The organism is Actinomycetospora sp. (assembly GCF_036497585.1).
Classification (GTDB): domain Bacteria; phylum Actinomycetota; class Actinomycetes; order Mycobacteriales; family Pseudonocardiaceae; genus Actinomycetospora.
The window spans coordinates 36,428-61,704 of sequence record NZ_DASXJD010000207.1; the positions used below are offsets into that span (position 1 = coordinate 36,428).

The following is a 25,277-nucleotide window of genomic DNA, read 5'->3' on the forward strand; positions in this document are numbered from 1 at the left end:
CACGCGGCGGTCACGATCGCGAGGGGTGCAGGTGGCTCGACGGCGCGATGCGGCACGGCCGCGGCGGTCCTGGGGCACGTGGATCGTCTCCGGCCTCCTCGCGCTGCTGGTCGCGACGGTCCTCGCCGTCACCGGCCTCGTGAACGCCTCGATCGGCAACGACGCCGTCCCGCACGAGCAGGGCGACAGCTCGCAGGTCCCGGCCGACGTCGCCCACGGCGGGACGTTCGTCGACGGCCGCACCGACCCCGCCCGCTCCTCGGCGCTCCCGCCCCGCACCGTCGCGCTGACCTTCGACGACGGCCCCGACCCGACCTGGACCCCGCAGGTCCTGGCCGTCCTGGCCAAGCACCGCGTGCCCGGGACGTTCTTCGTGGTCGGGTCGCTCGCGGTCCGCCACCCCGAGCTGCTCCGCCAGATCCGCTCCTCGGGCAGCGAGATCGGGATCCACACCTTCACCCACGTCGACCTCTCCGAGGTCCCCGGCTGGCGCCTGGAGCGCGAGCTCGGCGAGACCCAGCTCGCCGTCGCCGGCGCCACCGGCGAGACGACGTACCTGGTCCGGCCGCCGTTCTCCTCGACCGTCGACGCGATCGACGACCGCGCCTACGCCGCGATCCTCGCCTCCGGTCGCGACGGCTACGTCAACGTCTTCACCGACGTCGACGGCGAGGACTGGCAGCGCCCCGGCGTCGACGCGATCGTCCGCAACGCCACCCCGAAGGACGGGGCCGGCGCGACGGTGCTGCTCCACGACGCCGGTGGCGACCGGTCCGAGACGGTCGCCGCCCTCGACCGCCTCATCCCCGAGCTGCAGGCGCAGGGGTACCGCTTCACCACCGCCACCGCCGCGGTCGGTGCGCCCCCCGCGGCCGCGCCCGCGCCGTCGCGCGACCGCGTGGTCGGCGGCGGCCTGGTCCACGCGGTGGACCTCGCGACCGGCGGCGTGCGGGTCCTCGAGGGGCTTCTGGTCGTGGTCGGCCTGATCGTCGTGGTGCGGCTGCTGCTGACGCTCGTCGTCGCCCGCCGCCACGCGCGGCGTCGTCGGGACCCGTCCTTCCGGTGGGGCCCCGAGGTCCTCGAGCCGGTCTCGGTGATCGTCCCGGCCTACAACGAGACCGAGAACATCGAGGCCACGCTGCGCTCGATCCTCGCCAACGACCACCCGCTCGAGGTCCTCGTCGTCGACGACGGGTCGAGCGACGGCACCGCCGAGCTGGTCGAGTCCCTGGCGCTGCCCGCGGTCCGCGTCATCCGCCAGCCCAACAGCGGCAAGCCGATCGCGCTCAACACCGGCGTCGCACGCGCCCAGCACGACCTCGTCGTCATGATGGACGGCGACACCGTCTTCCAGCCCGACACCGTCGGCCGGCTGGTGGCGCCGTTCGCCGACCCGGAGGTCGGGGCCGTGGCGGGCAACGTCAAGGTCGCCAACCGCACCGAGCTGATCCCGCGGCTGCAGCACATCGAGTACGTGGTCGGTTTCGGCATCGACCGGCGGGTGCAGGACACGCTGCGGGCGATCACGACGATCCCGGGGGCCGCGGGGGCGTTCCGCAAGCAGGCGGTCCTCGACGTCGGAGGGCTCTCGCTCGACACCCTCGCCGAGGACACCGACCTCACGATCGCGCTGGGTCGCGAGGGCTGGCGGGTGGTCTACGAGGAGCGCGCGCTCGCCTGGACCGAGGCCCCGACGACGCTCACCCAGCTCTGGCGGCAGCGCTACCGGTGGACCTACGGGACGATGCAGGCGGTCTGGAAGCACCGCCGCGCCCTGCGCGAGCGCGGCGCCTCCCGACGGATCGGCTGGCTCGGTCTCGGGCACATCGCCGTGTTCCAGGTGCTGTTCCCGCTGGCCGCGCCGCTGGTCGATCTGTTCTTCGTCTACGGGCTGGTCTTCGGCGACCCGGCGACGACGCTCGTGCTCTGGGGCTCGATGCTGCTGGTGCAGACGGCGGCGGCGGCGTACGCCTTCCGGCTCGACGGCGAGCCGCCGGCGCCGCTGTGGGTCGCGCCCGTGCAGCAGCTGCTCTACCGGCCGCTGATGTACGCGGTCCTGATGCGTTCGCTGCTCTCGGCGGTGACCGGCGGCCGGGTGCGCTGGCAGCGGATCCAGCGGCTCGGGGCACTGCGGGCGCTGATGCCCGGGGTCCCGGCACCGGCCCCGGCGGTCGCGGGCCCGAGCGCTCCCGCTCCGGGTGCTCCCGCCCCGGGTGCTCACGCCCCGGGTGCTCCCGCCCCGGGTGCCGGCGGAGCGTCGTCGCCCGCACCGAATGGCAGCAAGGCCCCGGCGACGACCGGCGCGTCCGCCACGACGACCGCCGCCGCCGTCGAGAAGGAGTCCGGGCCGCGGCCCGCGCGCACCCGGTGGCTCGACGTCCTGCGGGCCGTCGCCCTCGTCCGCGTCATCGGCTACCACGTCCTGGGCTGGGGCTGGCTGTCGTTCGTCTTCCCCTCGATGGGCGTGATGTTCGCGCTCGGCGGCTCGCTCATGCTCGCGTCGCTGCGCCGCGCGGAGGCGGTGGACGTCATCGGGCGTCGGATCAAGCGCCTGCTGCCCCCGTTCTGGTTGTTCGGGCTCGTCGTCGTCCCCGTGATGCTCTGGCACGGTTTCGGGGACGACCCGGTACCCGACGCGCCGCAGTGGCTGTTCTGGGCGCTGCCGATCCTCGACCCGCCCGGCAGCGCGTGGGCCACCGACGCGACCGTGGTGCTCTGGTACATCCGCACCTACCTCTGGCTGGTGCTGCTCACGCCGCTGCTGCTCGCCGCGTGGCGACGTCGGCCGGTGGTCGCGATGGGCGTGCCGCTCGCGATCGTCGGCGTCGACGCCCTGCTCAGCGGCGGCATCCGGGACTTCGGCGACGTCGGCCCCGCCCTCGTCGACGCCTCGGTGTTCGCGGGCTGCTGGATGCTCGGGTTCGCCCACCGCGATGGCAGCCTGGGCCGCCTCGCCGCGAGCCGGGCCGTGCTCCTCGCGGTCGTCGCGGTCGCGGCCGGGGTCGCCTTCGCGCTCACCCACCCCGCGGGCGAGGACGGGATCGACCTCAACGACATCCCGCTCGGCCAGGCCCTGGTCTCGCTCGGCGCGGTGCTGCTCGTGCTGCGCTACACCCCGCGCCTGGCCTGGCTCGAGGGCGTCCCGGGCCTCGGCCGGCTGGTCACCGTGATCAACGCCCGCGCCGTGACGATCTACCTCTGGCACAACGTCGCGATCGCGCTGGCGGCGCCGCTGGACGCGCGGCTCGGATGGCCGTCGACGGGGGCCCTCATCGGCACGTCGCTGGTCCTGACGACAGTGCTGGCGCTCGGCCTCGGCTGGGTCGAGGACCTCGCCGCCGGCCGCCGGCCCGCCCTGATCCCGGGGTCGGACCAGCCCGCCCTGCGCCGACGGGAGCCCCGCCGGGCCGCGCCGGCGCCCCCGGTCATCGGCGACGGCGGGCTGGCGCTGCCCGCCGAGACGCGGGAGAGCACGTTCGCGGCGCGCAACGCGCTCCGCCCGGCCTCGGAGTTCCGGCACGACCCGCAGTTCGCCGGGGCCACCCCAGTCCCGGCCGCCTCGCGCTCGCTGCGGCGGGGGCCGGTGCCGCGGCGCCCGGGTCCGGGCTCGCCGCCCCCGCGGCGCACACCGGGCGCGCCGCCGGCCCGCCCGGTGCCGACGTCCTCGGCCCCGTTCCGCGCCGTGCCCGGCGGCCCGACCACGCGCGTCCCGGACTCGCGGCGCGCCGGCCCGCCGTCACAGCCCGGGATCGCGGCGCGCCCCGTCGTGCCGGCCCCGACCCGTCCACCGCGGGGCCACGACGAGGAGGCGACCACGGGCGTCGTCGGGCGGACCCCGACGACGGGCCGGCGCCGGCTGCTCTCCTTCGGCGAGGACGTGACCACGGCCGGGGGACGCCACGCCTCCCGACCCGACGACCCGACGCCGCCCGACCGGCGCGGCTCGCACCGGGCCGAGGGCACCACGACGGTCCACGACCCGACCACACCGAGCCGTCATCGCCGCTGAGCGCCGGACCGGGCCCCACGGACCTCAGCGCACCACGCGGTACCAGTGCGGGGTGTCCTCCGCGATCGACTCCAGGCGGACCGGGGCCGTGCCGGGGCGCCGGGGGAACAACGGCGTGCCGTCGCCGAGCAGCACCGGCGCCACGAACACCAGCACCTCGTCGAGCAGCCCCGCCTCGAGGCACTGGGCCGCCACGTCCGCGCCGAGGATCGTGACGTAGCCGTCCCCGGCGGCCTCCCGGGCGCGCGCCACCGCGGTGTCGAGGTCGGTCGCGAAGGTCACCCCGGGCGGCGCCTGCGGTGGCGGGCGGTGGGTGAGGACGACGGCGGGTCCGTCGTAGCGCCCGCCGAAGGCGCCCTCGGCGTCGGTGCCGCGGTTCGGGTCGTCCCCGTCGTGGCTGCGGCGCCCGACGAGGAGCGCCCCGAGGCCGGCGAGGAGCCGGTCGGCGGGCGGGTTCGGCTCGCCGACGTGCGGCGCGAGCCAGCCCATGTCGCCGCCCGGGCCGGCGATGTAGCCGTCCAGCGAGGTGGCGGCGGAGTAGATCAGGCGTGCCACGGGTCACTCCTCGGGTCGGGGACCGGCACGGTACCGGGGCCGGGTTCGTCGGGTTCGTCCGCTCCTGCACGGTAGTGCGCCGGCAGTGACAGGTCGCTCACGCAGCGTTCACGTGCGCCACACCAGCGCAGCGAGCTGGGCTGTTCGGATGCGGGTACGAGCGTTCACCCGGACGCTGCCCGTGCCCCCTCCCGAGAGGTCCCCATGCCGATCCCCGTCCCCGAGGCCGTCGACGAGCAGGCCGAGGTCGCCGTCACCAAGACCCACGCCAGCCGCTCGCCCGGCTCGTACCTGGTGAGCGCCGCGCTGGCCGGGGCCTACATCGGGGTCGCGGTGTGCCTGATGCTGGCCGCCGCCGGCCCGCTCAACGCCGTCAACAGCCCGTTCACGAAGCTGGTGCAGGGCCTCGTCTTCGGGATCGCGCTGACCCTCGTCGTCTTCGCCGGCGGCGAGCTCACCACCGGCAACATGATGATCATGGTCATCGGCCTGTTCGACCGGGCCAAGCGTATCGGTCCCGGCGCCGTCGTCGCCGTCATCGTCTTCTCGTTCGTCGGCAACCTCGTGGGTGGCCTGCTCTTCTCGCTGCTCGTCGAGGCGTCGGGCGTGCTCAGGATCGCGAACCCGGGCCAGCAGCCGGCGATGCTGAACTTCCTGCTGACGACGGCGAAGTCGAAGGCGACCGAGGGCGTCGGCACGATGTTCTTCCGCGGCGTGCTGTGCAACTTCCTGGTCTGCCTCGGCGTGTGGATGGCGGCCCGCACCCGCTCCGACGGCGCCAAGCTCGTCGTGCTGTTCTGGGCGCTGCTCGCGTTCATCACCACCGGCTTCGACCACGTCGTCGCCAACATGACGATCCTCGCGCTGGGCCTGTTCTCCGGGGCGCCCGGCGTGACCGTCGGGCTCTTCGCCTGGAACATGCTCTGGGTCGGGCTCGGGAACCTCGTCGGCGGTGCGCTGCTCGGGGCCGCCTACGGCTTCGTCGCCCGCGGGGAGAAGCCGTCCCCGAGCGAGGACACCCCCGACTCCGCCGTGCCGCGTGACCGCGAGGTCGCCCAGGCCTGAACCACCCGCGCGGGCCGGTGCCCCGGGAGGACGCTCCTCCCGGGGCACCGGCGTGTCCGGGTCAGGCCGCGGCGAACGCGTAGCGGCTGCCCACCGCGCCGGGCAGGAACGCGTCGCCGAGCTCCTGGGCGAGGCGCATCTGCGCGCGCCAGCCCGTGCAGTGCGCGGGCACGACGACGTCGGGGGCCATCCCGACGAGGGCCGCGACCGTCGGTTCGATGATCTGCTCGAACCCCGGCCCCGTGAGGTGCAGGCCGCCGAGCAGGGCGTGCAGGTGCCCGCCGCCGGTGAGCCGCAGGGCGTGCCTCGCGATGTTGACCGCGCCCGCGTGCCCGCACCCGGTGAGCACCACCAGACCGCGGCCTCGGACGTCCACCACGAGCGCCTGGTCGTCGACGATCCACGGATCGGGACGCCAGGCCTCGTCGAGGAACGCCTCGTGGAAGGCCATGCCGCGCTCGAACTCCGTCGTGCGGTCCACCTCGCCGGTGACGAGCACGCTGCCGTCGAGCAGGAACGACGGCTCGCGGCGCTCGACGAGCTCGATGCCGTCCCCGCTGAGCGCGGCCCGGTCGAGCAGGGGCATGACGAACGGCTCGCCCCCGGGCGGCGCGAGCCGTCGCCGGGTGAACGCCGCCGGGTGCAGGACGAGCGGGCTCGGCGCCCGGCCCAGCCAGCGCTCCAGCCCCGGGAAGCCGCCCGTGTGGTCGGCGTGCCCGTGGGAGAGCACCACGGCCTGGATGTCGCCCGGGGCGAGGTCGAGCCGGCGGCCGTTCGTGGACATGCCGTCGGGGGAGACGCCGGTGTCGAAGAGCAGCGTGTGGTCGTGCCCGTCCCTGGTGACCGTGACCAGCGCGGCGAACCCGTGCTCGGCGACCAGCCCGGCCCTCGTCGCGCCCTCGACGTACTGGTGGGCCCCCTGCGGCTGTCCCGTGCCCAGCCGGCCGCGGGTCGCGACGTCGGTGTCGGCCAGCAGGGCGTCGAAGGAGTTGTCGACGAGGACCGTGATCGTCAGCGCGTCGACCGGTTCGAGCACGACCGGGTCGACGGCGGCCCCCTCGGCGACCCGCGGGGCGGCGAACGCGACGGCGGCCGGGTCGACCCCGGAGTCGGTGCACATCGCCGGATCGTGGCACCGCCGCGCGCCGGGCGGCACTGCCCGACGAGGCGGCAGGATCCTCGGCTCACGACCCCGCATTCGTTGCAGGCCTCCCGCGAGTGGCCGAGACTCGTGGGTGATCGCGCGCGGGGCGCGGGGACTGGTGAGCGAACGCGGGGTTGCAGGTGGTGCGATGAGACCGGACTCCGGGACCCCCGGCACGTCCGGGCGGCCGGAGGGGGAGTTCGACGCGATGCCGGTCGAGGCGTTCGACGAGGTCTCCGCGATGGCGGCCCAGCTCGCCGAGGCCCCGCTGGCGCTGGTCTGCGAGGTGGGCGGCAACCGCGCCGTCTGGCGGGGTGTGGCCGGGATGCACCCGCAGGACGCCCCGGGGCTCGAGACGCCGGTGATGGACAGCGTCTGCGGCCTGGTCGTCGCCGCGGACGACCCCGTGGTCGTCGCGGACACCGCGGCGCATCCCGCCTCGGCCGACCTCGGCGTCGTCGCCGAGATGGGGATCGGGGCCTGGGCGGGCTTCGCCGTCCGCGCCGACGGCGGGCGGGCGGTGGCGGTGCTGATGGTCATCGACACCCGGCCACGGACCTGGGACGCGCAACGGCTCGCGCTGGTCGAGCGGCTGTCAACCTCGGTGGCGCTGGAGTGGCGGCTGCGCGTCGACCTCGTCCGCCGGGAACGCCGCGCCCGCGCCGACCTCGACGCGCTCGACGTCCGGGCGCGGGCCGCGGAGACCGAGGCGCTGGATTCCGAGCGCCGGGCGCGCGACTCCGAGGAACGGGCGGCCGAGTCGGACCGCCGCGCCCAGCGCACCCGGGAGGACCTCCGGGCGACGCGGGAGTGGGCACACCGCTCGCTGGCCGCCGCCGACGCCCGGACCTCCCGCGCCCACGAGCTCGCCGACGCCGCCCGCCGGCAGGCCGACGCGGCCGCCGAGATGGCCGAGGTGCTCCAGCAGTCGCTGGTGCCGATGCACCCGCCGCGCGTGCCGGGGGTGGAGATCGCCGCCCGACACCGCAGCCCGAGCGATGCCCGGGTCGGCTCGGGCGAGGTGCTCGGCGACTTCTACGACGTCTTCGCGACCCCCACGGGGTGGGGCGTGGTCGTCGGCGACGTCTGCGGCCACGGCGCCCAGGCGGCACGGACGACGGCGCTGGCCCGGTCGACGGTGCGCGCGCTCGGCCACTCCGAGAGCGACCCGAGCGTGGTGCTCTCGGCACTCAACGGCGTCCTGCACGACTGGTTCGGCGAGGAGCGCAGCTTCGTGACCGCCGCCTACGCGGTGGTGTCGGTCGACGACGAGCGCGACGGCGGGCGGATGACGGCGCGGATCGCGAGCGCGGGGCACCCCCCGGTGTTCCTGCACCGCCCGGGGCTCGGCGCGAGCGCGGTGGACGAGCTCAGGGGCGGGGGCCGGATCCTCGGGATCCTGCCGGACGCGCTCGTCGAGGAGGAGACCGTCACGCTCGAGCCGGGCAGCGCGCTCGTCCTCTACACCGACGGGATCCTCGAGGCCCGCCCGCCTGGCAGCATCGAGCAGTTCGGCGAGGAGGGGGTCGCGAAGGCACTCGCCCCGGTGGGCGCCGCGACGAGCGCCGACGGGCTCGCCGACGTGCTGCTCGAGGCGTCGGGCGCGCACGCGCAGCGCCACGTCGAGGACGACGCGCTCGTGCTCGTCGTGCGCCGGCCGGGTGCACCGACGGACGGCTGATGGACGGCGCGCTCGACGGCGTCCCGCCTCCGGCGCGCCGGTCCGGGCATGCCGTGGTCCGCGTTTGTTCCTCGGCCGCGCGAGCAGGGCCCCGAACGCCGGCGCGGCACGCTCGTGGTCGGCAAGGTGGACGGCCGCTACGGGATGGGCGGCAACGGAAAACGCAGCGACGCGGCGGCCAGGTGCTCCTTGATGTCGGTGTCCTCCTTGACGTGTCGCACCCTGCCGCTCTCGTCGATCACCGCCTGAGCGAGCTCGTCCAGGATGTCCCCGGTGTGCCGGGTCGCGTACTCGCACAACGGGCAGGTGTCCCCGGACATGCCCAGCCAGCCGCAGTTCGTGCACACGACGCCGGCGACCGTGGCGCCGTCCTGGACCAGCAGCGTCTCCACCGCCTTGACGGTGGCGGCCCACAGGCAGTCGGCGACGCCGAGCACGCCGTCGCCCCTCCCCATGGCCGCCCTCTCCAGCACATCGCCGACCAGCCGGAGGTCGACGTCGCGCATGTAGCGCGCGACGATCGGTTCCACGTTTTGTTTGATCTTGCCCAGGTCCACAGAATGTGGGTCGACGGTGAACGTGCCGGCCACCCGCTCGCGCATGTCGCGCGGCAGGGTGTCCAGGAAGTGTGGTAGCTCGGACCGGTGGCCGCCGACGGCGAGCAGGTCGTAGCCGTCGGCTTCGTAGAGTTGCGCCAGCTCGGCTGCGGCGTGCCGGTAGTGTTTCCTGGCCAGTTCCTCGACCTTGTTGTGCACCCTCTCCTCGGCCATGGTGGCCGCGTAGTTCGGCTTGCGCATCTTGCGGTCGGACAGGGCGCCGACCGGCTCGATCTCGTCAGCGAACAATTCCCACACCTTCGCCCTGGCCCGATCCACCACCGCGACACAGCACCGCGCGTACTCCTCGACCACCGCCAGCATCGGCCGTACCCACGGGGTGTCGTCCAGCACGACACGGTCTGGCACGGCACGCGGCAGTTGAACTGCCTCGAACACGTCGCGGGCGCTGCATGAGAAGAACACCACCGAGCCGGGCCGCCAGCGCTCGGTCCGGACCTCCTCGCGCATCCGCTCCATGTCGGCGCGCAGCGACAGCCGGGCGGCCCGGTCCAGCGACTTGTCCTTGGCCATCGGCTCGACCTGGTCCAGCACGCTGTTCAGTCGGCCGAGCAGGTCGGCGCGGTCCCTCGGGTCGATCGGTACCCGCACGTACACGGACACGAGTGGAAGCCCGTCGCCGCTCAATCGGAGTATCCGGTTGACCATCTCAGCAGTGATCATCTTTGCTCGCTCCCTGCCCGTGGCACCAACGCTTCTCAGGCGATCTAGCCGTCGGCGGGTGCGGATGAAATGATCGAGAGGGCACACCTCCGTCGATTTCAGTCGCCAGTGACGTCACAGTGCATCGTGTACGCGCAATTCGCCCAGCGTCCGGTCGGTGGCCGCCTGGGACGACGCGGGGTTCTGGCCGGTGAGCAGGTTGCCGTCCACCACGACATGCGGCGCCCACGGCGGACCCGCCTCGAAGTCCGCACCGCGCTCCCGCAACCGGTCCTCCAGCAGCCATGGAGCGCGGTCGGCGAGCCCGCCCAGGCGTTCCTCCTCGTCGGTGAAACCCGTCATGTGCATGCCGTCGAACGGCCAAGCGCCGTTGGGCCGGTTGGCCGATAGCAGGCCCGCCGGGCCGTGGCAGACCGCCGCGACGACGCGTTCCGTGTCGAAGAACTGGATGAGGAGCTCGCCCAGCGGCTGGAAGTCGGCCAGATCTTCCATCGGGCCGTGCCCACCGGGGATGTAGATGGCGTCGTAGTCGGCGACGTGCCCCACCGCGTGCTCCAGCACCATCGGGTGCGCCAGTTCGCCGGCGATCGAGTTGATGTAGTTGCGGAACGCGGTGGCTTTCCTCTCCCCGCCCGCCCTCTTCGGGTGCAGGCTCATCTGGTCCACCGTGGGCGCCACCCCGCCCGGGGTGGCGACCACCACGTCGACACCCTGGGCGCGGAACACGCTGTGCGGGACGACGAACTCCTCGGCCCAGTAACCGGTCGGGTGCCGGGTACCGTCCTCGAGCGTCCAGTGGTCGCTGCCGGAGAGCGCCAACAGAATCCGGGTCATCGGTCAACCACCGGGGTGACCTCGAGCTGAGGAAGATCGTCGAAGTCGCGCCGAGGGTTCCATCGATCCGCCTGGCCGACAGAACGCCTGACGGGCAGAGTCATGGTCGGTCTCCTCCTGTTGGTCGAACGTCCCGGAGACGAGGGCCGGCTGCCACTTCCCTGAACTCCAGGGGCAGTTGGCTCATCATGTGGCTGACGTCGTCACCGCTGATCGTGTCGCGCAGCGTGGCGAGCACCGCGGCCACGCCGATGTCCGCCGTACCCCGGTCCACCCCGGCCCGTTCCGCGGTCCGGCGGATGAATTCGTCGAGGCTGAATCCCTCGGCTTCCTCCTCGGCCGCCACCAAGGGGGTCTGCAGCTCCACGGGGAGCTGCGCGGCGATATGGCGGGCCTCCCCACCGGTGATGCGTTCGCCCAGCGTCCACAGGGTGGCCCGGGTCAGCGCCTCGGCCTGTTCTCGCACGACGTTCGCCCGTTCGGCCACCTCGTCGATGAACTGGTTGTCGTCCATGGCCCAGCATTGCCGCCGCAGGCGGGCGGCGTCTCAGGCCCCGGGGATGGTTTCTGCCGGGCCAAATTCACCCTGCCAGGCCGAGCCGGTGTGCCGGGATCACGTGACCTACACCCGTGGCTTCTCGTCGGCGTGCGTCGGTCGGCGCGGAGTCGGTGCTACGACGGCCGCGACCGCGCCGCACCCGGTCGCCGCACTCGGGAAGCCGCTGGTGCGCCCTGGCAGAGCTGTTCGCCGTGCTGGTTTTTCGACCTGCCAGGTCGAACCGGTGGCGGTGCGATCAGGTGCATCGTCGCAACAGGCCGGTGAGACCAGAAGGAGCGACCCGACCCGCGGGGACGCTTGGCGGGTCGGAAACACCTCCTCGTCCCCGGCTAGGCCCCCGGCGGCTGCTGCTGGCTGGTGAGTTGTGGTGACGACCGGAATTCGCGAAGTCACGTAGGAAATTCCGGGGGCCGTCCCGACATCGTCCACGGCGGACGCCGTCCGGTACGGGGGAGCCTGAAGCACCACGGCGGCAACACCGCGCTGGTGCAGTGGCTGGACCGCTTCCCCGGTCGGCCGAGGATCGTGGCCAGGCTGCTCGCGCTGATCGACCTGCCGGTGGCGGGCGGCAGCGCAGGCCGAGAGAGGCGTCTCAGTAGTACCAGGGGAAGGGCGACCAGTCGGGCTCGCGCTTCTCCAGGAAGGACTCCTTGCCCTCGACCGCCTCGTCGGTCATGTACGCCAGCCGCGTCGTCTCCCCGGCGAAGAGCTGCTGGCCGACCAGGCCGTCGTCGATCAGGTTGAACGAGTACTTGAGCATCCGCTGGGCCTGCGGGGACTTCCCGAGGATCTCCCGGGCCCACTGCAGCGCCGTCGACTCCAGCTCGGCGTGCGGCACGACCTCGTTCACCGCGCCCATCCGGTGCATCGCCTCGGCGTCGTAGGTCCGGCCCAGCATGAAGATCTCCCGGGCGAACTTCTGCCCCACCGCCCGCGCCAGGTACGCCGATCCGTACCCGCCGTCGAACGAGCCGACGTCGGCGTCGGTCTGCTTGAACCGGGCGTGCTCGGCCGAGGCCAGCGTCAGGTCGCACACCGCGTGCAGCGAGTGCCCGCCCCCGGCGGCCCACCCGTTGACCACCGCGATGCAGATCTTGGGCATGAACCGGACCAGCCGCTGGCACTCCAGGATATGCAGCCGCCCGGCCCGCCCGGCCTCGGCCGGGGACACCGCGGTCTCCCCCTCCGCGTACTGGTAGCCGGTGCGACCGCGGATGCGCTGGTCGCCGCCCGAGCAGAACGCGTGGACGCCGTCGCGGGGCGAGGGCCCGTTGCCGGTCAGCAGCACCACGCCGACGTCGGCGCTGGTGCGGGCGTGCTCCAGCGCGGTCGCCAGCTCGTCGACGGTGTGCGGGCGGAACGCGTTGCGGACCTCCGGGCGGTCGAACGCGATCCGGACACACCCCAGCGCCCGGTCCCCCACCCGCTCGGCGGCCCGGTGATAGGTGATGTCGCTGAAGGCGAAGCCCTCGACCGCCTGCCAGGCGGACGGGTCGAAGATCGAGTCGTCGGCGCTCACGCGGCGGACTCTAGGAGGTGCGCCGCATCCCCGCCGGGCTCACCGGGCGACCGCGAGCGGGAGGTCACGGTCGCCCGGGCCCTCCGGATCCTCCTGGCCCGCCGCCCACGCCAGGGCGGGCAGCCCGCGCAGGGCGTCCACCACGACCCGGGTGCCGAGGCGGTCCACGGTGTCCGCGAGCGATTCCCGGCCCACCCGGTGCTCCTCCCACACCCCGACGACCGCCTCGACGAGCGCCGGCACGTGGTCGGCGGCGACGCGCCCGAGGACACGTCCGAGCCGGTCGCGGCGCAGGTCCCCGCCGAGGTGGACCCGGTAGCCGGGCACGCGGCGGCCGCCGAGGGAGACGAGGTTGCCCGCGAAGCCCAGGTCCGCGGCCTGGTGGCGGGTGCAGCTGGCCGGGCAGCCCGACACGCTCACCCGCAGGCCGGTGTTGCGGCGCAGCGCCGGGAGCTCCCAGAGGGTGCGGGCCAGGTCGTGGGTCGAGGTGATCGCGAGGGCGCAGACCGGTGCGCCGACGCACGCCCGCACGTCCTGCGCGGGGTGGTCCGTGCCCACGACGAGCCCGTGCCCACCGAGCGTGCGCCGCAGCACCCCGACCCGGGCCACCGGGACGTCGCGCAGGACGACGTTCTGCTCCCGGGTCGGGCGCAGGACGCCGTCGCCGTCGGCCTCGCTCGCGGTGGCGAGCGCGTCGAGGGCGTCGGCGGCGAGCTCGCCCAGCGGCACCGTGACGGTGACCGTGACGAGCCCGGCCGCGGTCTGCGGGCGCACGTCGGTGCCCCACCCGCCGTCGGGAACCGGGCCGCCGCCGCCCACGGGGCGCGGCGCGACGACCTCCGGGCGCGCGGGCAGCGGGGCCGGGTCGGGCCAGGGTCGCCGCCGGGTGGCCCGCTCCGCCTCCTCGACCAGCGCGGTGAATCGGGCGACGCCCAGGCGCGCGACGAGGTACTTCAGCCGGGCCCGGTTGGGGGTGTCGAAGGCGCCGTGGGCGAGGAAGACCTCGAGCACCGCGTGCACGGCGGGCAGCAGCCGCTCGCGCGGGACGAACTCGACGATGCGGTCGGCGAGTGTCGGGGTGGAGCGCCCGAGGCTGCCGCCGACCCACAGCTCGTACCCGGGCCGGCCGTCGTCGCCGAGCGTGGAGACGAGCCCGATGTCCGAGACCTTCGCGTGGTCCCGGCACGGCCCGCAGCCGCCCATGCCGATGGTCAGTCGTTGCGGCAGCGCGGCGTTGAGGTCCGCGCCGAGGGCGAGCAGGGAGTCGGTGAGCGCCGTGGCGTCCGGGGTGCAGTCGAACGGCTCGTCGGCCGACACCCCCGCGTCGGGGCAGCTGGTCACGCCGCGCACCGTGTGTCCGCACGTCGAGGAGGTGTCGAGCCCGGCGGCGCGCAGGCGCTCGAGGACCCCGTCGACGTCCGGCGCGGGGACGTCGTGCAGCTCGACCTGCTGGCGCGTCGTGAGGTGCACCCGGCCGTCGCTGTGGCGCCGCGCGAGGGCGGCCAGGGTCCGGGCCGCCCCGGCCGGCAGCGCCGCCCTCGTCCGGGCCCGGACGAGGAAGTGCGTGTCGGAGCCCTGGGAGCAGACGCCGAGGGTCTTGAGGCTGTAGCGCTCGAGGGCGCCGAGGTGGCCGGCGCGGAGCGCGGCGCGGTCGAGCGGGAGCCCGGCGCGCTTGCTGGCGACGACGTCCCCGGGCGCGTCCCGGCCGCCGGACCGTGCGGGGCGGTGGCTCGCCCGGTGCCCGGCGAGCGGACGGGCGAGCAGCGGCGGCGGGGTGGCGACCGGGGCCGCGGCCGTGGCGGGACCCGAGACCAGCACGTACCCGATGCCGCGCACCGTGCGGATCATGTCGCGGTGCCGCGTGCCGAGGACGCGTCGGAGCTGCCGGACGTGCACGTCCACCGTGCGGGCGCTGCCCTCGTAGTCCCGGCCCCAGACGCTCGCGAGCAGCTGGCGGCGCGACAGGGGGCGGCCGGCGTGCTCGACGAGCTCGACGAGCAGCTCGAACTCGCGGCGCGCGAGCACCAGCGTCCGGGCGCCCACCCGGGCCTGGAAGGACGCGGCGTCGACGACGAGGTCCCCGACGGCCAGCGCCCCCTCGCCGAGCGCGGGGAGGCCGTTCTCGGGGGCCGGCCGCGCGGGGCGGGGCCCGGCGGAGGCGGTCGCGAGCCGGAGGCGCAGGTCGACCTCGGCCGGGCCGGCGTCGGCGAGCAGCAGCCCGTCGAGGTGGTCCTCGGCGTCGGGGGGCAGGTCCGCCTCCGGGCCGAGCACCAGGACCCGGGGCACGCCGGGCCGGGCGCGGGTCGCGGCCGCGGCGAGCTCGGACGCGGCGCGGGGGCGGTCCCGGCCGTCGAGCAGCACGACGTCGACGTCGTCGGGCGCGGCGAGGACACCGGCGGACGCCACCGGCGTCATCGTCGTCCGGTGGGAGGAGAGCAGGCCGAGGGCGGGCAGGACGTCCTCGACGGACTCCGCCGCGCTGACGAGCAGCAGGTGCACGCGAAACCTCAGGTCGAGTCGGGTGGGACCGCTCCCGCGCGCGCCCGTCGGGTGTGAGGGTGAGCGGGACGCCGCGGGGTCTGGTGGCCGAGCCGACGGCGGATGCGACATCGCACCACGGAACCGGCGCGTACCGGCTACGGGGCCGTTACGCGGGCGTTTCCGCCCCGGGTGTCGCTCGTCACCGGGCGAAGAGGTCCCGCACCGCCGCGCGGTCCGGCTTGCCGATGCCCCGCAGTGGGACCGCGTCCAGCACCCGGATCTCGCGGGGCGCGGCGCGGCCCATCCCGGGCGCGACCTCGGCGCGCACCGCCTCGGCGTCCAGCGGCGTCCCGCGTTCCCCGGCGACCACCGCCACGACGCGGGCGCCCCACTCGACGTCGGGCACGCCGACCACGCACGCCTCGCGCACGCCGGCGACCGCCAGCAACGCCCGCTCGACGGCGGCCGGGGCCACCTTCTCCCCACCGGTGACGATCACATCGTCCGCCCGGCCGAGGATCTCAAGGCGGCCCTCGGCGTCGATCCGGCCCAGGTCGGAGGTGCGGAAGCGCCGGCCGGGCAGGAAGTCGGACTCGGCCGCGCCGTCGGCGCCGCGGTACCCCTCGGCGACCGTCGCGCCGCCGAGCACCACCCGGCCCGTCCCGGACCCGTCGGGGCCGTCGGCGCCCTCGAGCTCGACGGTGACGCGGTCGAGCGGCACCCCGTCGTAGACGCAGCCGCCGCAGGTCTCGCTCATCCCGTAGGTCGTCACCAGCCGCACCCCCGCCTCCCGGGCCCGGGCGAGCAGCCCGCGGTCGGCGGCCGCGCCCCCGACGAGCACCGCGCCGAGCCCCCGCAGCGCGTCCAGCCCGGGCCCGGCGTCGTCGAGCAGCCGCCGCACCTGGGTGGGGACGAGCGACGTGCGGCTGACCGGGCCGCCGCCGTCCCGGGCGGCGGCCTCGAGGGCGGCGGCGAATCCGTCGGGCCGGAACCCCTCACGCAGCTCCATCACCGCCGCCGGGGACCCGGCCCGCGCCGAGCGCAGCAGGACCTGCACGCCCGCGACGTGGTGGGCGGGCAGCGCGAGCAGCCAGCGTCCCTCCCCGCCGAGCCGCGCGGACGTGGCGGCCGCCGACGCGGCGAGCGCCGTGCCGGAGAGCAGCACGGCCTTCGGCAGGCCGGTCGAGCCCGACGTCGTGACCACCGCGGCCACCCCCGGCGGCACCGGCTCGGTGAGCACGGCTCGGGGCGCGGGGTCACCCGGCCCGACCGGGAGCACCGCCGGGCCCTCGCCCGCGGCGGCGGTGACGAGCCGGGTGCCCAGCGCGCGGGCCGCGGCGGGGGAGCCGTCGGTGGGGACGACCTCGACGGCACGGTGGGCGATCACGTCTCTACGGTAGGCAGGGTGACGTCGAGCCGAGAGGCCGTGGGCCTCGTCCCGGGCCCGGCGGGGACCGAGCTGGCCGTCGCCGTCGTCGCGCTGCCGATGCGCACCCGGTTCCGCGGCATCACCGTGCGGGAGACGCTGCTGCTCCGGCGCGCCGGGGACGCGGCGGCGCCGTGCGGCGAGTTCTGCCCGTTCCCCGAGTACGACGACGACGAGGCCGTCACGTGGCTGCGGTGCGCGCTGGAGTCGGCGGGGGTGCTCGGCGCGCCCTGGCCGGCGCCCCGCCGGACGAGCGTGCCGGTCAACGCGACCGTGCCCGCCGTCGGGCCGGAGCAGGCGCACCGGATCGTCGCCGCCTCGGGTGCAGGGACCGCCAAGGTCAAGGTGGCCGAGCGCGGGCAGGACCCGGCCGCCGACCTCGCCCGGGTCGAGGCGGTCCGCGACGCCCTGGGCCCGTCCGGGCGGGTGCGGGTGGACGCGAACGCCGGGTGGGACGTCGACGCCGCCGTCGCCGCGATCACGGCGCTCGACCGGGCCGCCGGCGGGCTGGAGTACGTCGAGCAGCCGTGCCCGACGGTCGAGGAGCTCGCCGCGGTCCGACGCCGCGTCGAGGTCCCGATCGCCGCGGACGAGTCGATCCGGCGGGCCGGGGACCCGATGCGGGTGGTGGCCGCCGAGGCCGCGGACGTGGCCGTGATCAAGGTCGCGCCGCTGGGCGGGATCGCGGCCTCGCTGCGGATCGCCGAGGCGATCGGCCTGCCCTGCGTGGTTTCGTCGGCGGTCGAGAGCTCGGTGGGCCTCGCCGCGGGCCTGGCGCTCGCGGGGGCGCTGCCGGAGCTGCCGCACGCCTGCGGGCTCGCGACGACGAGCCTCCTGGCCGCCGACACGGTGGCCGCGGCCGACGCCGTCGTGCCCGTCGACGGCGCGATCGCCGTGCCGCTCGCGCCGCCCCGGGCCTCCGCCGAGGCGCTCGCGACCCACCCGGCGTCCCCGGACCGGGCGGCGTGGTGGCTCGACCGGTTGAGCCGGGTACTACGCCGCGTGGAAGATTGACCGCACCTTGCCTGTCCGGGCGCCGCCGGCGTCGTCCGCCAGCCCCCGAGGAGAACCCAGTGGACAAGCTCGACCGGCTCGAGGCGGGCCGTGCGGTGGTCGTGGCCAAGGACGCGAAGGGGATGAGCTGGCAGCAGCTGGCCGACACCCTCGGGCGCTCCCTCGTCTGGACCACCTCGGCGCTCCTGGGCCAGCAGCCGCTCGACGCCGAGCAGGCCCAGCAGGTCGGCGCCGTGCTCGGCCTCGACGACGCGACGGTCGCCGCGCTGTCCCTCCCGCCGGTGCGCGGCGAGGCGGCGCTCGACCCCACCGAGCCGGTGACCTACCGGCTCCAGGAGGCGCTGCAGGTCTACGGGACCGCGCTGCACGAGCTCATCCGCGAGGAGTTCGGCGACGGCATCATGAGCGCCATCGACTTCTCGCTGGAGTTCGAGCGCGAGCCCGACCCGAAGGGCGACCGCGTCAAGCTGACCTGGAGCGGCAAGTTCCTCCCGTACAAGGTCTGGTGAGCGGCCCTCGACACGCCGTCGCGTCGTCGGCCTGACTCGACCCGTGCGGGGGTAGCGTGCGGAGCGTGACCGCCGCCCCGCCCCAGGGTTCCCGGGTGCAGCCGCCGGCCGCGGCCGGCGAGCCCGAGGGCCCGCCCCTGCACGTGCGCACCGCGTTCGGGGTCCGCGAGGCGGAACCCCGGCCCCGTCCGCACCTCCCCGGGCCCGCCTGGACCTGCGACGGCGTCCTGCTGCGCCCGGTGTCCGACACCGTGCTCGCCGCGTGGTCGGCGGCCACCACCGAGGAGCTCGCCGCGTCCGGCGTGGACGGGGTGCGCGTCGCGCGTCCCGTGCGGGCCTCCGACGGGCGGCGCGTGGTGTCCGGGTGGGCGGCCTGTCACGACGTCGCCGGGCAGGTGCGCCCGCGCCACGACGACGTCGTCGCCGTGTCGCTGCGACTGCACCGCGCCACCGCGAAGATGACCCGCCCCCGGTTCGTCGACGACCGCGACGACATCCTGGCCCGCGCCGACCGCATGGCCTTCGGCGAGCGCAGCGTCTCCCTCGACGCCGAGACCGGCGGCGACCTGTTCGCCGAGCTCGTCCGTCGCCGCACCCCGCTCTCGGTGCCCTCCCAGCTCGTGCACGGCGACCTGTTCGGCACCGTGCTCTTCGACGGCCCCGACACCCCGGAGGGGTCCGGCGCCGAGCAGGCGCCGCCCGCGGTGCTCGACGTCGTGCCGTTCTGGCGGCCCGTCGAGTGGGCGGCCGCGGTCGTCGTCGTCGACGCCCTCGCGTGGGGCGGGGCCGACTCCGGGATCGTCGGGCGCTGGTCGCACCTGGTGGCGTGGCCGCAGATGCTGCTGCACGCCCTGCTCTTCCGTCTCGCGGTGCACGCCCAGCACCCCGCGTGCACCCGGGAGTCGCTGCGCGGGCTGGAGCACGCGGCCCGCGTCGTCACCGAGCTGTTCTGAGCCGCCCGGACGTCATCCGGGGCCCTCGCTCCGTCATCGTCCCGAAACACGCCGTCACGGCCGTGTAGTGCCCGCTTCCTAACGTCGGCGCCCGACCGCAGCGGGCGCGAGCGACGGACGCGCGCCCGGGACGACGAGAGGGCGTAGCGCGATGAGTGTGGCCACGGAGCACCCGGGCACGGGGCGGGGCCGCTGGATCGACGACTGGCGGCCGGAGGACCCCGGCTTCTGGGAGAGCACCGGGAAGAAGATCGCGAACCGGAACCTCTGGTTCTCGGTGTTCTCCGAGCACATCGGGTTCTCGATCTGGTCGCTGTTCGCGGTGCTCACACTGTTCATGGGTCCGGCCTACGGCATCGACACGGCGGGCAAGTTCTTCCTCGTCTCGATGCCGACATTGATCGGCTCGGTGCTGCGGCTGCCCTACTCGATGGCGGTCGCGGTGGTCGGCGGCCGCAACTGGACCATCATCTCGGCCGCGCTGCTGCTGATCCCGTCGATCCTGCTCGCGATCGTCATGCACCCCGGGACCTCGTACACGACGTTCATGGTCGTGGCGGCGATCGCCGGCGTCGGCGGCGGCAACTTCGCCTCGTCGATGACGAACATCAACGCGTTCTTCCCCGAGAAGGAGAAGGGTAAGGCGCTGGGGCTCAACGCCGGCGGCGGGAACCTGGGCGTCGCGGTCATCCAGCTGATCGGGCTGCTGATCATCGCGACCGCCGGGACCGGGGCGCCGCGCATCGTGCTGGCGGTCTACATCCCGCTGATCGTGCTCGCGCTGCTCGGCGCCGTGTTCTTCATGGACAACCTGTCCTCGGTGCGCAACGACACCGGCGCGCTCAAGGAGGCGGCCCGGGACGCCCAGACCTGGATCATCTCGTTCCTCTACATCGGGACCTTCGGCTCGTTCATCGGGTACAGCTTCGCCTTCGGGCTGGTGCTGCAGAACCAGTTCGGCCGCACACCGCTGCAGGCCGCGTCGATCACCTTCATCGGCCCCCTCCTCGGGTCCCTGATCCGTCCGGTGGGCGGCATGCTCTCCGACCGGATCGGCGGCACGAAGGTCACTTTCTGGAACTTCGTCGCGATGGCGGTCAGCGCGCTGATCTGCATCGGGGCGTCGGGCATCAAGTCGCTGCCGCTGTTCGTGATCGGCTTCGTGCTGCTGTTCATCACCTCGGGCATCGGCAACGGCTCGGTGTACAAGATGATCCCGGCGATCTTCCGGACGAAGGCGCTGGCGGCCTCGGAATCGCGCGGCTGGGACCAGGAGGGCGCGCTGCTGTGGGCGCGGCGCATCTCCGGCGCGGTCATCGGCATCGCCGGCGCGATCGGCGCCTTCGGCGGCCTGCTCATCAACCTGGCGTTCCGCGCGTCGTTCCAGTCCACCAAGAGCGGCACCCCCGCCTTCTGGGCGTTCGTCGCCTTCTACGCGGTCTGCTTCGTCGTGACCTACGTCGTCTACATGCGCAACGCGAAGGCGGCGACCGACCCAAAGACGGGCTCGAAGGTCAGCTACGCGTCCGTATAGGTGCGCTTCGCGCGCGTGAGCACTCACAAGGGCGTAGCCCACCTCAGTGGAAAGGAACTCAGTGGAACCCCGCACCGTCGTCGTCGTCGGCCACGGCATGGTCGGCCACCGGTTCGTCGAGAGCCTGCGCCGCCGCGACACCGAGGGCGCCTGGCGCGTCGTCGTGCTCGCCGAGGAGTCGCGGCCCGCGTACGACCGGGTGGCGCTGTCCTCCTACGTCGGCGAGGCCACCGAGGACGACCTGGCGCTGGCCGACGACGAGTTCCACGCCGACCCCCTCGTCGAGCTGCACCTCGACGACCCGGCGGTGGCGGTGGACCGGTCGGCGCGCCGGGTCACCACGAAGCACGGCCGCACCGTCGACTACGACGAGCTCGTGCTCGCGACCGGGTCGGTGCCCTTCGTGCCGCCGGTGCCCGGCCGCGACCTCGACGGCGTGTTCGTCTACCGCACGCTGGACGACCTCGACGGGCTGCGGGAGGCCGCCGAGCGGGCGACCGCGGGCGCCGGCGCGGGCCGCCGGGCCGGCGTCGTCGTCGGGGGTGGGCTGCTCGGGCTGGAGGCCGCGAACGCGCTGCGCCAGCTGGGGCTTTCCCCGCACGTGGTCGAGATGGCGCCGCGGCTCATGCCGGTACAGGTCGACGAGCCCGGTGGTGCGCTGCTGGCGCGGCTGGTCTCCGACCTCGGGCTCCGCGTGCACACCGGGGTCTCGACGTCCACCATCACCCGCGACCACCGCGGCGGCCTGACCGTCACGCTCTCCGACGACACCGAGCTCGACGCCTCGGTCGTCGTCTTCTCCGCCGGCATCCGGCCCGCCGACTCCCTCGCCCGCGAGATCGGGCTCGAGGTCGGCGAGCGCGGCGGGGTGCTCGTCGACGAGCGCTGCCGCACCACCGACGAGCACGTCTGGGCCATCGGCGAGGTCGCCGCGGTCCGGGGCCGCACCTACGGCCTGGTCGCGCCCGGGTACGCGATGGCCGAGGTGGTGGCCGGGCGCCTGGCCGGCGACGACGCGGCGTCGACCGATGGGGGCCGCGGTTCACCGAGGCCGACATGTCGACCAAGCTCAAGCTGCTCGGCGTCGACGTCGCGAGCTTCGGCGACGCCCACGCCACCACCTCCGGCGCGCTCGAGGTCCGCCTCGACGACCCGGTGGCGGGCACCTACTCGAAGCTGGTCGTCTCCGACGGTCGCCCTGAAGGATCTGGGCATCAGACACTGCTCGGCGGGGTGCTGGTCGGGGACGCGAGCAACTACGAGACGCTGCGCGGCTTCCTGGGCGAGAAGCTCCCGGGCGACCCGGTGTCGCTGATCGCTCCCGCGGGCGACGGCGCCGCCCAGAACGGTGTGGCGGCGGTCGGGATCGACGCGCTGCCCGACGGCGCCCAGATCTGCTCCTGCAACGCGGTCACCAAGGGCGCGCTCGCCGCCGCGATCGCCTCCGGCGAGGCCACGACAGTGCCGCAGCTCAAGGCCTGCACCCGGGCCGGCACCACCTGCGGCTCCTGCGTGCCGACGCTGGGCAAGGTGCTCGCGAGCTGCGGGGTCGAGGTCTCGAAGGCGCTCTGCGAGCACTTCTCCCGGAGCCGCGCGGAGCTCTACGAGATCGTCATGGCGACCGGCCTGCAGACCTTCTCCGAGATCCTCGCCGGTTACGGCACCGGACGGGGCTGCGACATCTGCAAGCCCGCGGTCGCCTCGATGCTGGCGACGCTGGCGGGGGGCCACGTCCTCGACGGCGAGTCCGCCACGCTGCAGGACACGAACGACCACGCCCTGGCGAACATGCAGCGCAACGGCACGTACTCGGTGGTGCCGCGGCTGCCCGGCGGGGAGGTCACCGGCGAGGGCCTCATCGCGATCGGCGCGGTCGCCCGCGACTTCGGGCTCTACACCAAGATCACCGGCGGACAGCGCATCGACATGTTCGGCGCGCGGCTCGACGACCTGCCCCGGATCTGGAAGCGGTTGGTCGACGCCGGGTTCGAGTCCGGGCACGCGTACGGCAAGGCGCTGCGGACGGTGAAGTCGTGCGTGGGCACCGACTGGTGCCGCTACGGCGTCCAGGACTCCGTCGGCATGGCGGTCGCGCTCGAGCTGCGCTACCGCGGTCTGCGCTCGCCGCACAAGCTCAAGTCCGGGGTGTCGGGCTGCGCGCGGGAGTGCGCCGAGGCCCGCTCGAAGGACTTCGGGGTCATCGCGACCGAGCACGGCTGGAACCTCTACGTCGGCGGCAACGGCGGGTTCACCCCGCGCCACGCCGAGCTGCTCGTCTCCGACCTCGACACCGAGACGCTGGTGCGCACGATCGACCGCTATCTCATGTTCTACGTGCGCACCGCGGACCGGCTGCAGCGCACCGCGCCGTGGATGGAGTCGCTCGAGGGCGGTATCGACCACCTCCGTGAGGTGATCATGGAGGACTCGCTGGGCATCTGCGCCTCGCTCGACGAGCAGATGGCCCGCCACGTCCGCAGCTACGCCGACGAGTGGGCGGCCGTGCTCGACGACCCCGACAAGCTCGCCCGGTTCACCTCGTTCGTCAACGCGCCGGGCACCCCGGACCCGACGATCGAGTTCGTCGACCACCTCGGCCGCCGGGTGCCGGCCGGGATGAAGGACGGCCAGCCGACCGACCTCTCCTCGCTCGGCATCGACACCACCCCGGCACCGACCCCGATCGCCGGCCCGACGATCCCCGTTGGAGCCCCCGCATGACCGCCCAGGCCCCAGACCACGATGTGGCTGTCCGCACGCACCCCGACTCGACCACGGACGGTGCGGAGGCCAAGGACCCGCGCCCGGAGCCGACCGCGCCGGTCGCGCCGCCGCGGACCGACGGCTGGACCTCCGTCTGCCCGCTCGAGCGCCTCCAGCCCGAGCGCGGGGTGTGCGTCCTCGTCGACGGCGAACCCGTTGCGGTGTTCCGCACCCGCGACGACCAGCTGTTCGCCCTGCACAACCTCGACCCGTTCTCCGGGGCGTCGGTGCTCTCGCGGGGCATCGTCGGGGATCTCGGTGGCACGCCCGTCGTCGCGTCGCCGCTGTACAAGCAGCACTTCGCGCTCGGGTCCGGCGTCGCCGTCGAGGACGACTCGGTGGTCGTCGCGACCTATCCTGTCCGCGTGGTGGACGGGACGGTCGAGGTCGGTGGGTGTGGCTGAGGGACCCCTGGATGGCGTGCGGGTCGGCGTGACCGCCGACCGGCGCGCCGACGACCAGATCGACCTGCTGCACCGGCGCGGGGCGACGACGCTGCACGGTGCCACCGTGCGCATCGTCCCCCTCGCCGACGACACCGAGCTCGCCGCCACCACCCGCGCGCTGCTCGACGCGCCACCGGCCGTCGTCGTCGCCACCACCGGCCAGGGGTTCCGCGGCTGGCTCGAGGTGGCCGACGAGTGGGGGCTCGGCGAGCGGCTGCGCGCGGTGCTCGGTGACGCGGCCCTGCTGGCTCGCGGCCCGAAGGCGCGCGGCGCGATCCGCGGGACGGGGCTGCGCGAGGCCTGGGCCGCCGAGGCCACCGAGTCGTCCCCGGAGGTGCTCGAGCACCTTCTCGCGGGCGGCGAGGGGGCCCTGGCGGGCCGGCGGGTCGCGGTCCAGCTGCACGGCGACCCGATGACCTCGTTCCTCGCCGCGCTGCGCGAGGCGGGCGCGGACGTCGTCGAGGTGCACGTCTACCGCTGGGAGCCGCCGCCCGACCTGCCCGCCGTCGACACGCTCATCGACGCCATCGTCGGGCGCGACGTCGACGTCGTGACCTTCACCAGCGCTCCCGCCGTCGAGGGGCTGCTGCATCGCGCGGCGACCCTCGGTCGCGACGAGGACCTGGTGACGGCGCTGCGCGGCGGGCCGAGCGGGTCCGGGGTGCTGGCCTGCGCGGTGGGTCCGGTGACGGCGGCGCCGCTGGATCGTCGGGACGTCCCCTCGATCGCGCCCGACCGCTTCCGGCTCGGGGCGATGGTGCGACGGCTGGAGGAGCACGTCAACAGCACTGCGGGTACCCCGACGCCGTGAGTGCCGCCCTGGTCGTGCTGGCCCACGGCACCGGCGACGCCGCGGGCCGGGGCACGTGGGGCCGGCTGCTGCTGCGGCTGCGCGCGGCCCTGCCCGGCGTGGAGGTACGGCTGGCCTACGCCGGGGTCGCGCGCCCGCAGCTCGCCGACGTGCTGCCGCAGCTCGACGGACCGGTCGTCGTGGTGCCGGCGTTCCTGGCGGCCGGCTACCACGTGCGGGTCGACGTGCCGGGCCAGCTCGCGGCGATCGGGCGCGACGACGTGGTGCTCGCCGAGCCGTTGGGCCCCGACCCGGCGTTGGTGGACGTCGCGCTGGCGCGGCTCCGCGAGGCCGGGTGGGACGGCGAGCAGGTGGTGCTGGCGGCGGCGGGCTCGACCGACGCCGTGGCCCAGGAGGACCTCCGCACGGCGGCCGGGCTCGTCGCGGAGCGGCTCCGCGGCGAGGTGCCGGTCGGCTACATCGCGGGCGGCGAGCCGCGGGTGGCGGACGTCGTCGCGGCGCAGGAGCGGCCGGTCGCGCTCGCGACCTGGCTGCTCGCGCCCGGGGCCTTCCACCGCTGGCTGGGTGACGCGGGTGCGGCGCTGGTGGCGGCACCACTGGGCGACCACGACGGCGTCGTCGGCGTGGTGCTGGAGCGGTATGTGCGAGGTGCGCTGCGCGCTTGTGAGCACTTTCAGGGGCTATAGCCACGGAA

General features: G+C 74.8%; 18 protein-coding genes and 1 pseudogene. 11 read left to right on the top strand and 8 right to left on the bottom strand.

Features of this window, described 5'->3' with window-relative positions; genetic code table 11:
• Window positions 1-25: 25 nt before the first annotated feature.
• Window positions 26-4,009 (top strand): glycosyltransferase, encoded by a 3,984-nt coding sequence (locus VGH76_RS20385; RefSeq protein ID WP_331558547.1) that lies wholly within the window; start codon window positions 26-28, stop codon window positions 4,007-4,009.
• Window positions 4,010-4,033: 24 nt separating this feature from the next.
• Here VGH76_RS20385 and VGH76_RS20390 read toward each other — a convergent pair whose 3' ends face one another.
• On the bottom strand, window positions 4,034-4,564 hold the full coding sequence (locus tag VGH76_RS20390; protein ID WP_331558548.1) for a dihydrofolate reductase family protein: 531 nt from the start codon (window positions 4,562-4,564) through the stop codon (window positions 4,034-4,036).
• A 204-nt stretch (window positions 4,565-4,768) separates the two neighbouring features.
• Between VGH76_RS20390 and VGH76_RS20395 the strand changes: the two genes are divergently transcribed.
• On the top strand, window positions 4,769-5,629 hold the full coding sequence (locus tag VGH76_RS20395; protein ID WP_331558549.1) for a formate/nitrite transporter family protein: 861 nt from the start codon (window positions 4,769-4,771) through the stop codon (window positions 5,627-5,629).
• Between the two features lie 61 nt (window positions 5,630-5,690).
• On the opposite strand, the gene VGH76_RS20400 is transcribed toward VGH76_RS20395, so the two are convergent.
• Window positions 5,691-6,749 (bottom strand): MBL fold metallo-hydrolase, encoded by a 1,059-nt coding sequence (locus VGH76_RS20400; protein WP_331558550.1) that lies wholly within the window; start codon window positions 6,747-6,749, stop codon window positions 5,691-5,693.
• 172 nt (window positions 6,750-6,921) lie between these two features.
• Between VGH76_RS20400 and VGH76_RS20405 the strand changes: the two genes are divergently transcribed.
• Window positions 6,922-8,454: a PP2C family protein-serine/threonine phosphatase gene (locus tag VGH76_RS20405; protein ID WP_331558551.1), complete on the top strand. Its 1,533-nt coding sequence runs from the start codon at window positions 6,922-6,924 to the stop codon at window positions 8,452-8,454.
• A 137-nt stretch (window positions 8,455-8,591) separates the two neighbouring features.
• Here the strand turns inward: VGH76_RS20405 and VGH76_RS20410 are convergent, their stop codons facing one another.
• The 6 genes from VGH76_RS20410 to VGH76_RS20435 all read right to left on the bottom strand — a co-directional run bounded on the left by VGH76_RS20410 (window position 8,592) and on the right by VGH76_RS20435 (window position 16,514).
• Entirely contained in the window at window positions 8,592-9,734 is a 1,143-nt protein-coding gene (locus tag VGH76_RS20410; protein WP_331558552.1) for a hypothetical protein, read from the bottom strand.
• A gap of 114 nt (window positions 9,735-9,848) precedes the next feature.
• On the bottom strand, window positions 9,849-10,553 hold the full coding sequence (locus VGH76_RS20415; RefSeq protein WP_331558553.1) for a type 1 glutamine amidotransferase domain-containing protein: 705 nt from the start codon (window positions 10,551-10,553) through the stop codon (window positions 9,849-9,851).
• Window positions 10,554-10,668: 115 nt separating this feature from the next.
• Complete coding sequence (locus VGH76_RS20420; protein ID WP_331558554.1) at window positions 10,669-11,082, bottom strand: DUF2267 domain-containing protein; 414 nt, start codon at window positions 11,080-11,082, stop codon at window positions 10,669-10,671.
• A 637-nt stretch (window positions 11,083-11,719) separates the two neighbouring features.
• Window positions 11,720-12,628 carry a 1,4-dihydroxy-2-naphthoyl-CoA synthase gene (locus tag VGH76_RS20425; protein ID WP_331558584.1) on the bottom strand — a complete coding sequence of 303 codons (909 nt, stop codon included), beginning with the start codon at window positions 12,626-12,628 and terminating at the stop codon, window positions 11,720-11,722.
• A 57-nt stretch (window positions 12,629-12,685) separates the two neighbouring features.
• Window positions 12,686-15,145, bottom strand: coding sequence for a winged helix-turn-helix domain-containing protein (locus tag VGH76_RS20430; RefSeq protein WP_331558555.1), 2,460 nt, complete (start codon window positions 15,143-15,145; stop codon window positions 12,686-12,688).
• Window positions 15,146-15,326: 181 nt separating this feature from the next.
• Complete coding sequence (locus tag VGH76_RS20435) at window positions 15,327-16,514, bottom strand: AMP-binding protein (RefSeq protein ID WP_331558556.1); 1,188 nt, start codon at window positions 16,512-16,514, stop codon at window positions 15,327-15,329.
• A gap of 72 nt (window positions 16,515-16,586) precedes the next feature.
• Between VGH76_RS20435 and VGH76_RS20440 the strand changes: the two genes are divergently transcribed.
• The 8 genes and pseudogenes from VGH76_RS20440 (at window position 16,587) to VGH76_RS20475 (ending at window position 25,269) form a co-directional block, all read left to right on the top strand.
• Entirely contained in the window at window positions 16,587-17,567 is a 981-nt protein-coding gene (locus tag VGH76_RS20440) for an o-succinylbenzoate synthase (RefSeq protein WP_331558585.1), read from the top strand.
• A gap of 59 nt (window positions 17,568-17,626) precedes the next feature.
• A complete protein-coding gene (cynS, locus tag VGH76_RS20445) occupies window positions 17,627-18,076 on the top strand; it encodes a cyanase (RefSeq protein WP_331558557.1) in 450 nt (149 codons plus the stop codon).
• A 65-nt stretch (window positions 18,077-18,141) separates the two neighbouring features.
• The gene (locus VGH76_RS20450) at window positions 18,142-19,029 is read left to right on the top strand and encodes a TIGR02569 family protein (protein ID WP_331558558.1); all 888 of its coding nucleotides are present in this window, start codon (window positions 18,142-18,144) and stop codon (window positions 19,027-19,029) included.
• Between the two features lie 151 nt (window positions 19,030-19,180).
• Window positions 19,181-20,563 (top strand): nitrate/nitrite transporter, encoded by a 1,383-nt coding sequence (locus tag VGH76_RS20455; RefSeq protein ID WP_331558559.1) that lies wholly within the window; start codon window positions 19,181-19,183, stop codon window positions 20,561-20,563.
• A 97-nt stretch (window positions 20,564-20,660) separates the two neighbouring features.
• Window positions 20,661-23,284, top strand: a pseudogene (gene nirB / locus VGH76_RS20460) (nitrite reductase large subunit NirB).
• Window positions 23,281-23,730, top strand: a complete 450-nt coding sequence (gene nirD, locus VGH76_RS20465; RefSeq protein ID WP_331558560.1) for a nitrite reductase small subunit NirD — start codon at window positions 23,281-23,283, stop codon at window positions 23,728-23,730. The pseudogene nirB and the gene nirD overlap by 4 nt, the downstream one beginning before the upstream one ends.
• Window positions 23,723-24,583: a uroporphyrinogen-III synthase gene (locus VGH76_RS20470; protein WP_331558561.1), complete on the top strand. Its 861-nt coding sequence runs from the start codon at window positions 23,723-23,725 to the stop codon at window positions 24,581-24,583. Before nirD ends, VGH76_RS20470 begins: the two co-directional genes overlap by 8 nt.
• Window positions 24,580-25,269, top strand: coding sequence for a sirohydrochlorin chelatase (locus tag VGH76_RS20475; protein ID WP_331558563.1), 690 nt, complete (start codon window positions 24,580-24,582; stop codon window positions 25,267-25,269). The genes VGH76_RS20470 and VGH76_RS20475 overlap by 4 nt, the downstream gene beginning before the upstream one ends.
• Window positions 25,270-25,277: the final 8 nt, after the last annotated feature.

What these genes read in the sequence shown, in the direction of transcription:
- VGH76_RS20400 (WP_331558550.1), bottom strand. Translation starts at nt 6,749, where the DNA reads ATGTGCACCGACTCCGGGGTCGACCCGGCCGCCGTCGCGTTCGCCGCC.
- nirD (WP_331558560.1), top strand. Translation starts at nt 23,281, where the DNA reads ATGACCGCCCAGGCCCCAGACCACGATGTGGCTGTCCGCACGCACCCC.
- VGH76_RS20395 (WP_331558549.1), top strand. Translation starts at nt 4,769, where the DNA reads ATGCCGATCCCCGTCCCCGAGGCCGTCGACGAGCAGGCCGAGGTCGCC.
- VGH76_RS20410 (WP_331558552.1), bottom strand. Translation starts at nt 9,734, where the DNA reads ATGATCACTGCTGAGATGGTCAACCGGATACTCCGATTGAGCGGCGAC.
- VGH76_RS20420 (WP_331558554.1), bottom strand. Translation starts at nt 11,082, where the DNA reads ATGGACGACAACCAGTTCATCGACGAGGTGGCCGAACGGGCGAACGTC.
- VGH76_RS20455 (WP_331558559.1), top strand. Translation starts at nt 19,181, where the DNA reads ATGAGTGTGGCCACGGAGCACCCGGGCACGGGGCGGGGCCGCTGGATC.
- VGH76_RS20405 (WP_331558551.1), top strand. Translation starts at nt 6,922, where the DNA reads ATGAGACCGGACTCCGGGACCCCCGGCACGTCCGGGCGGCCGGAGGGG.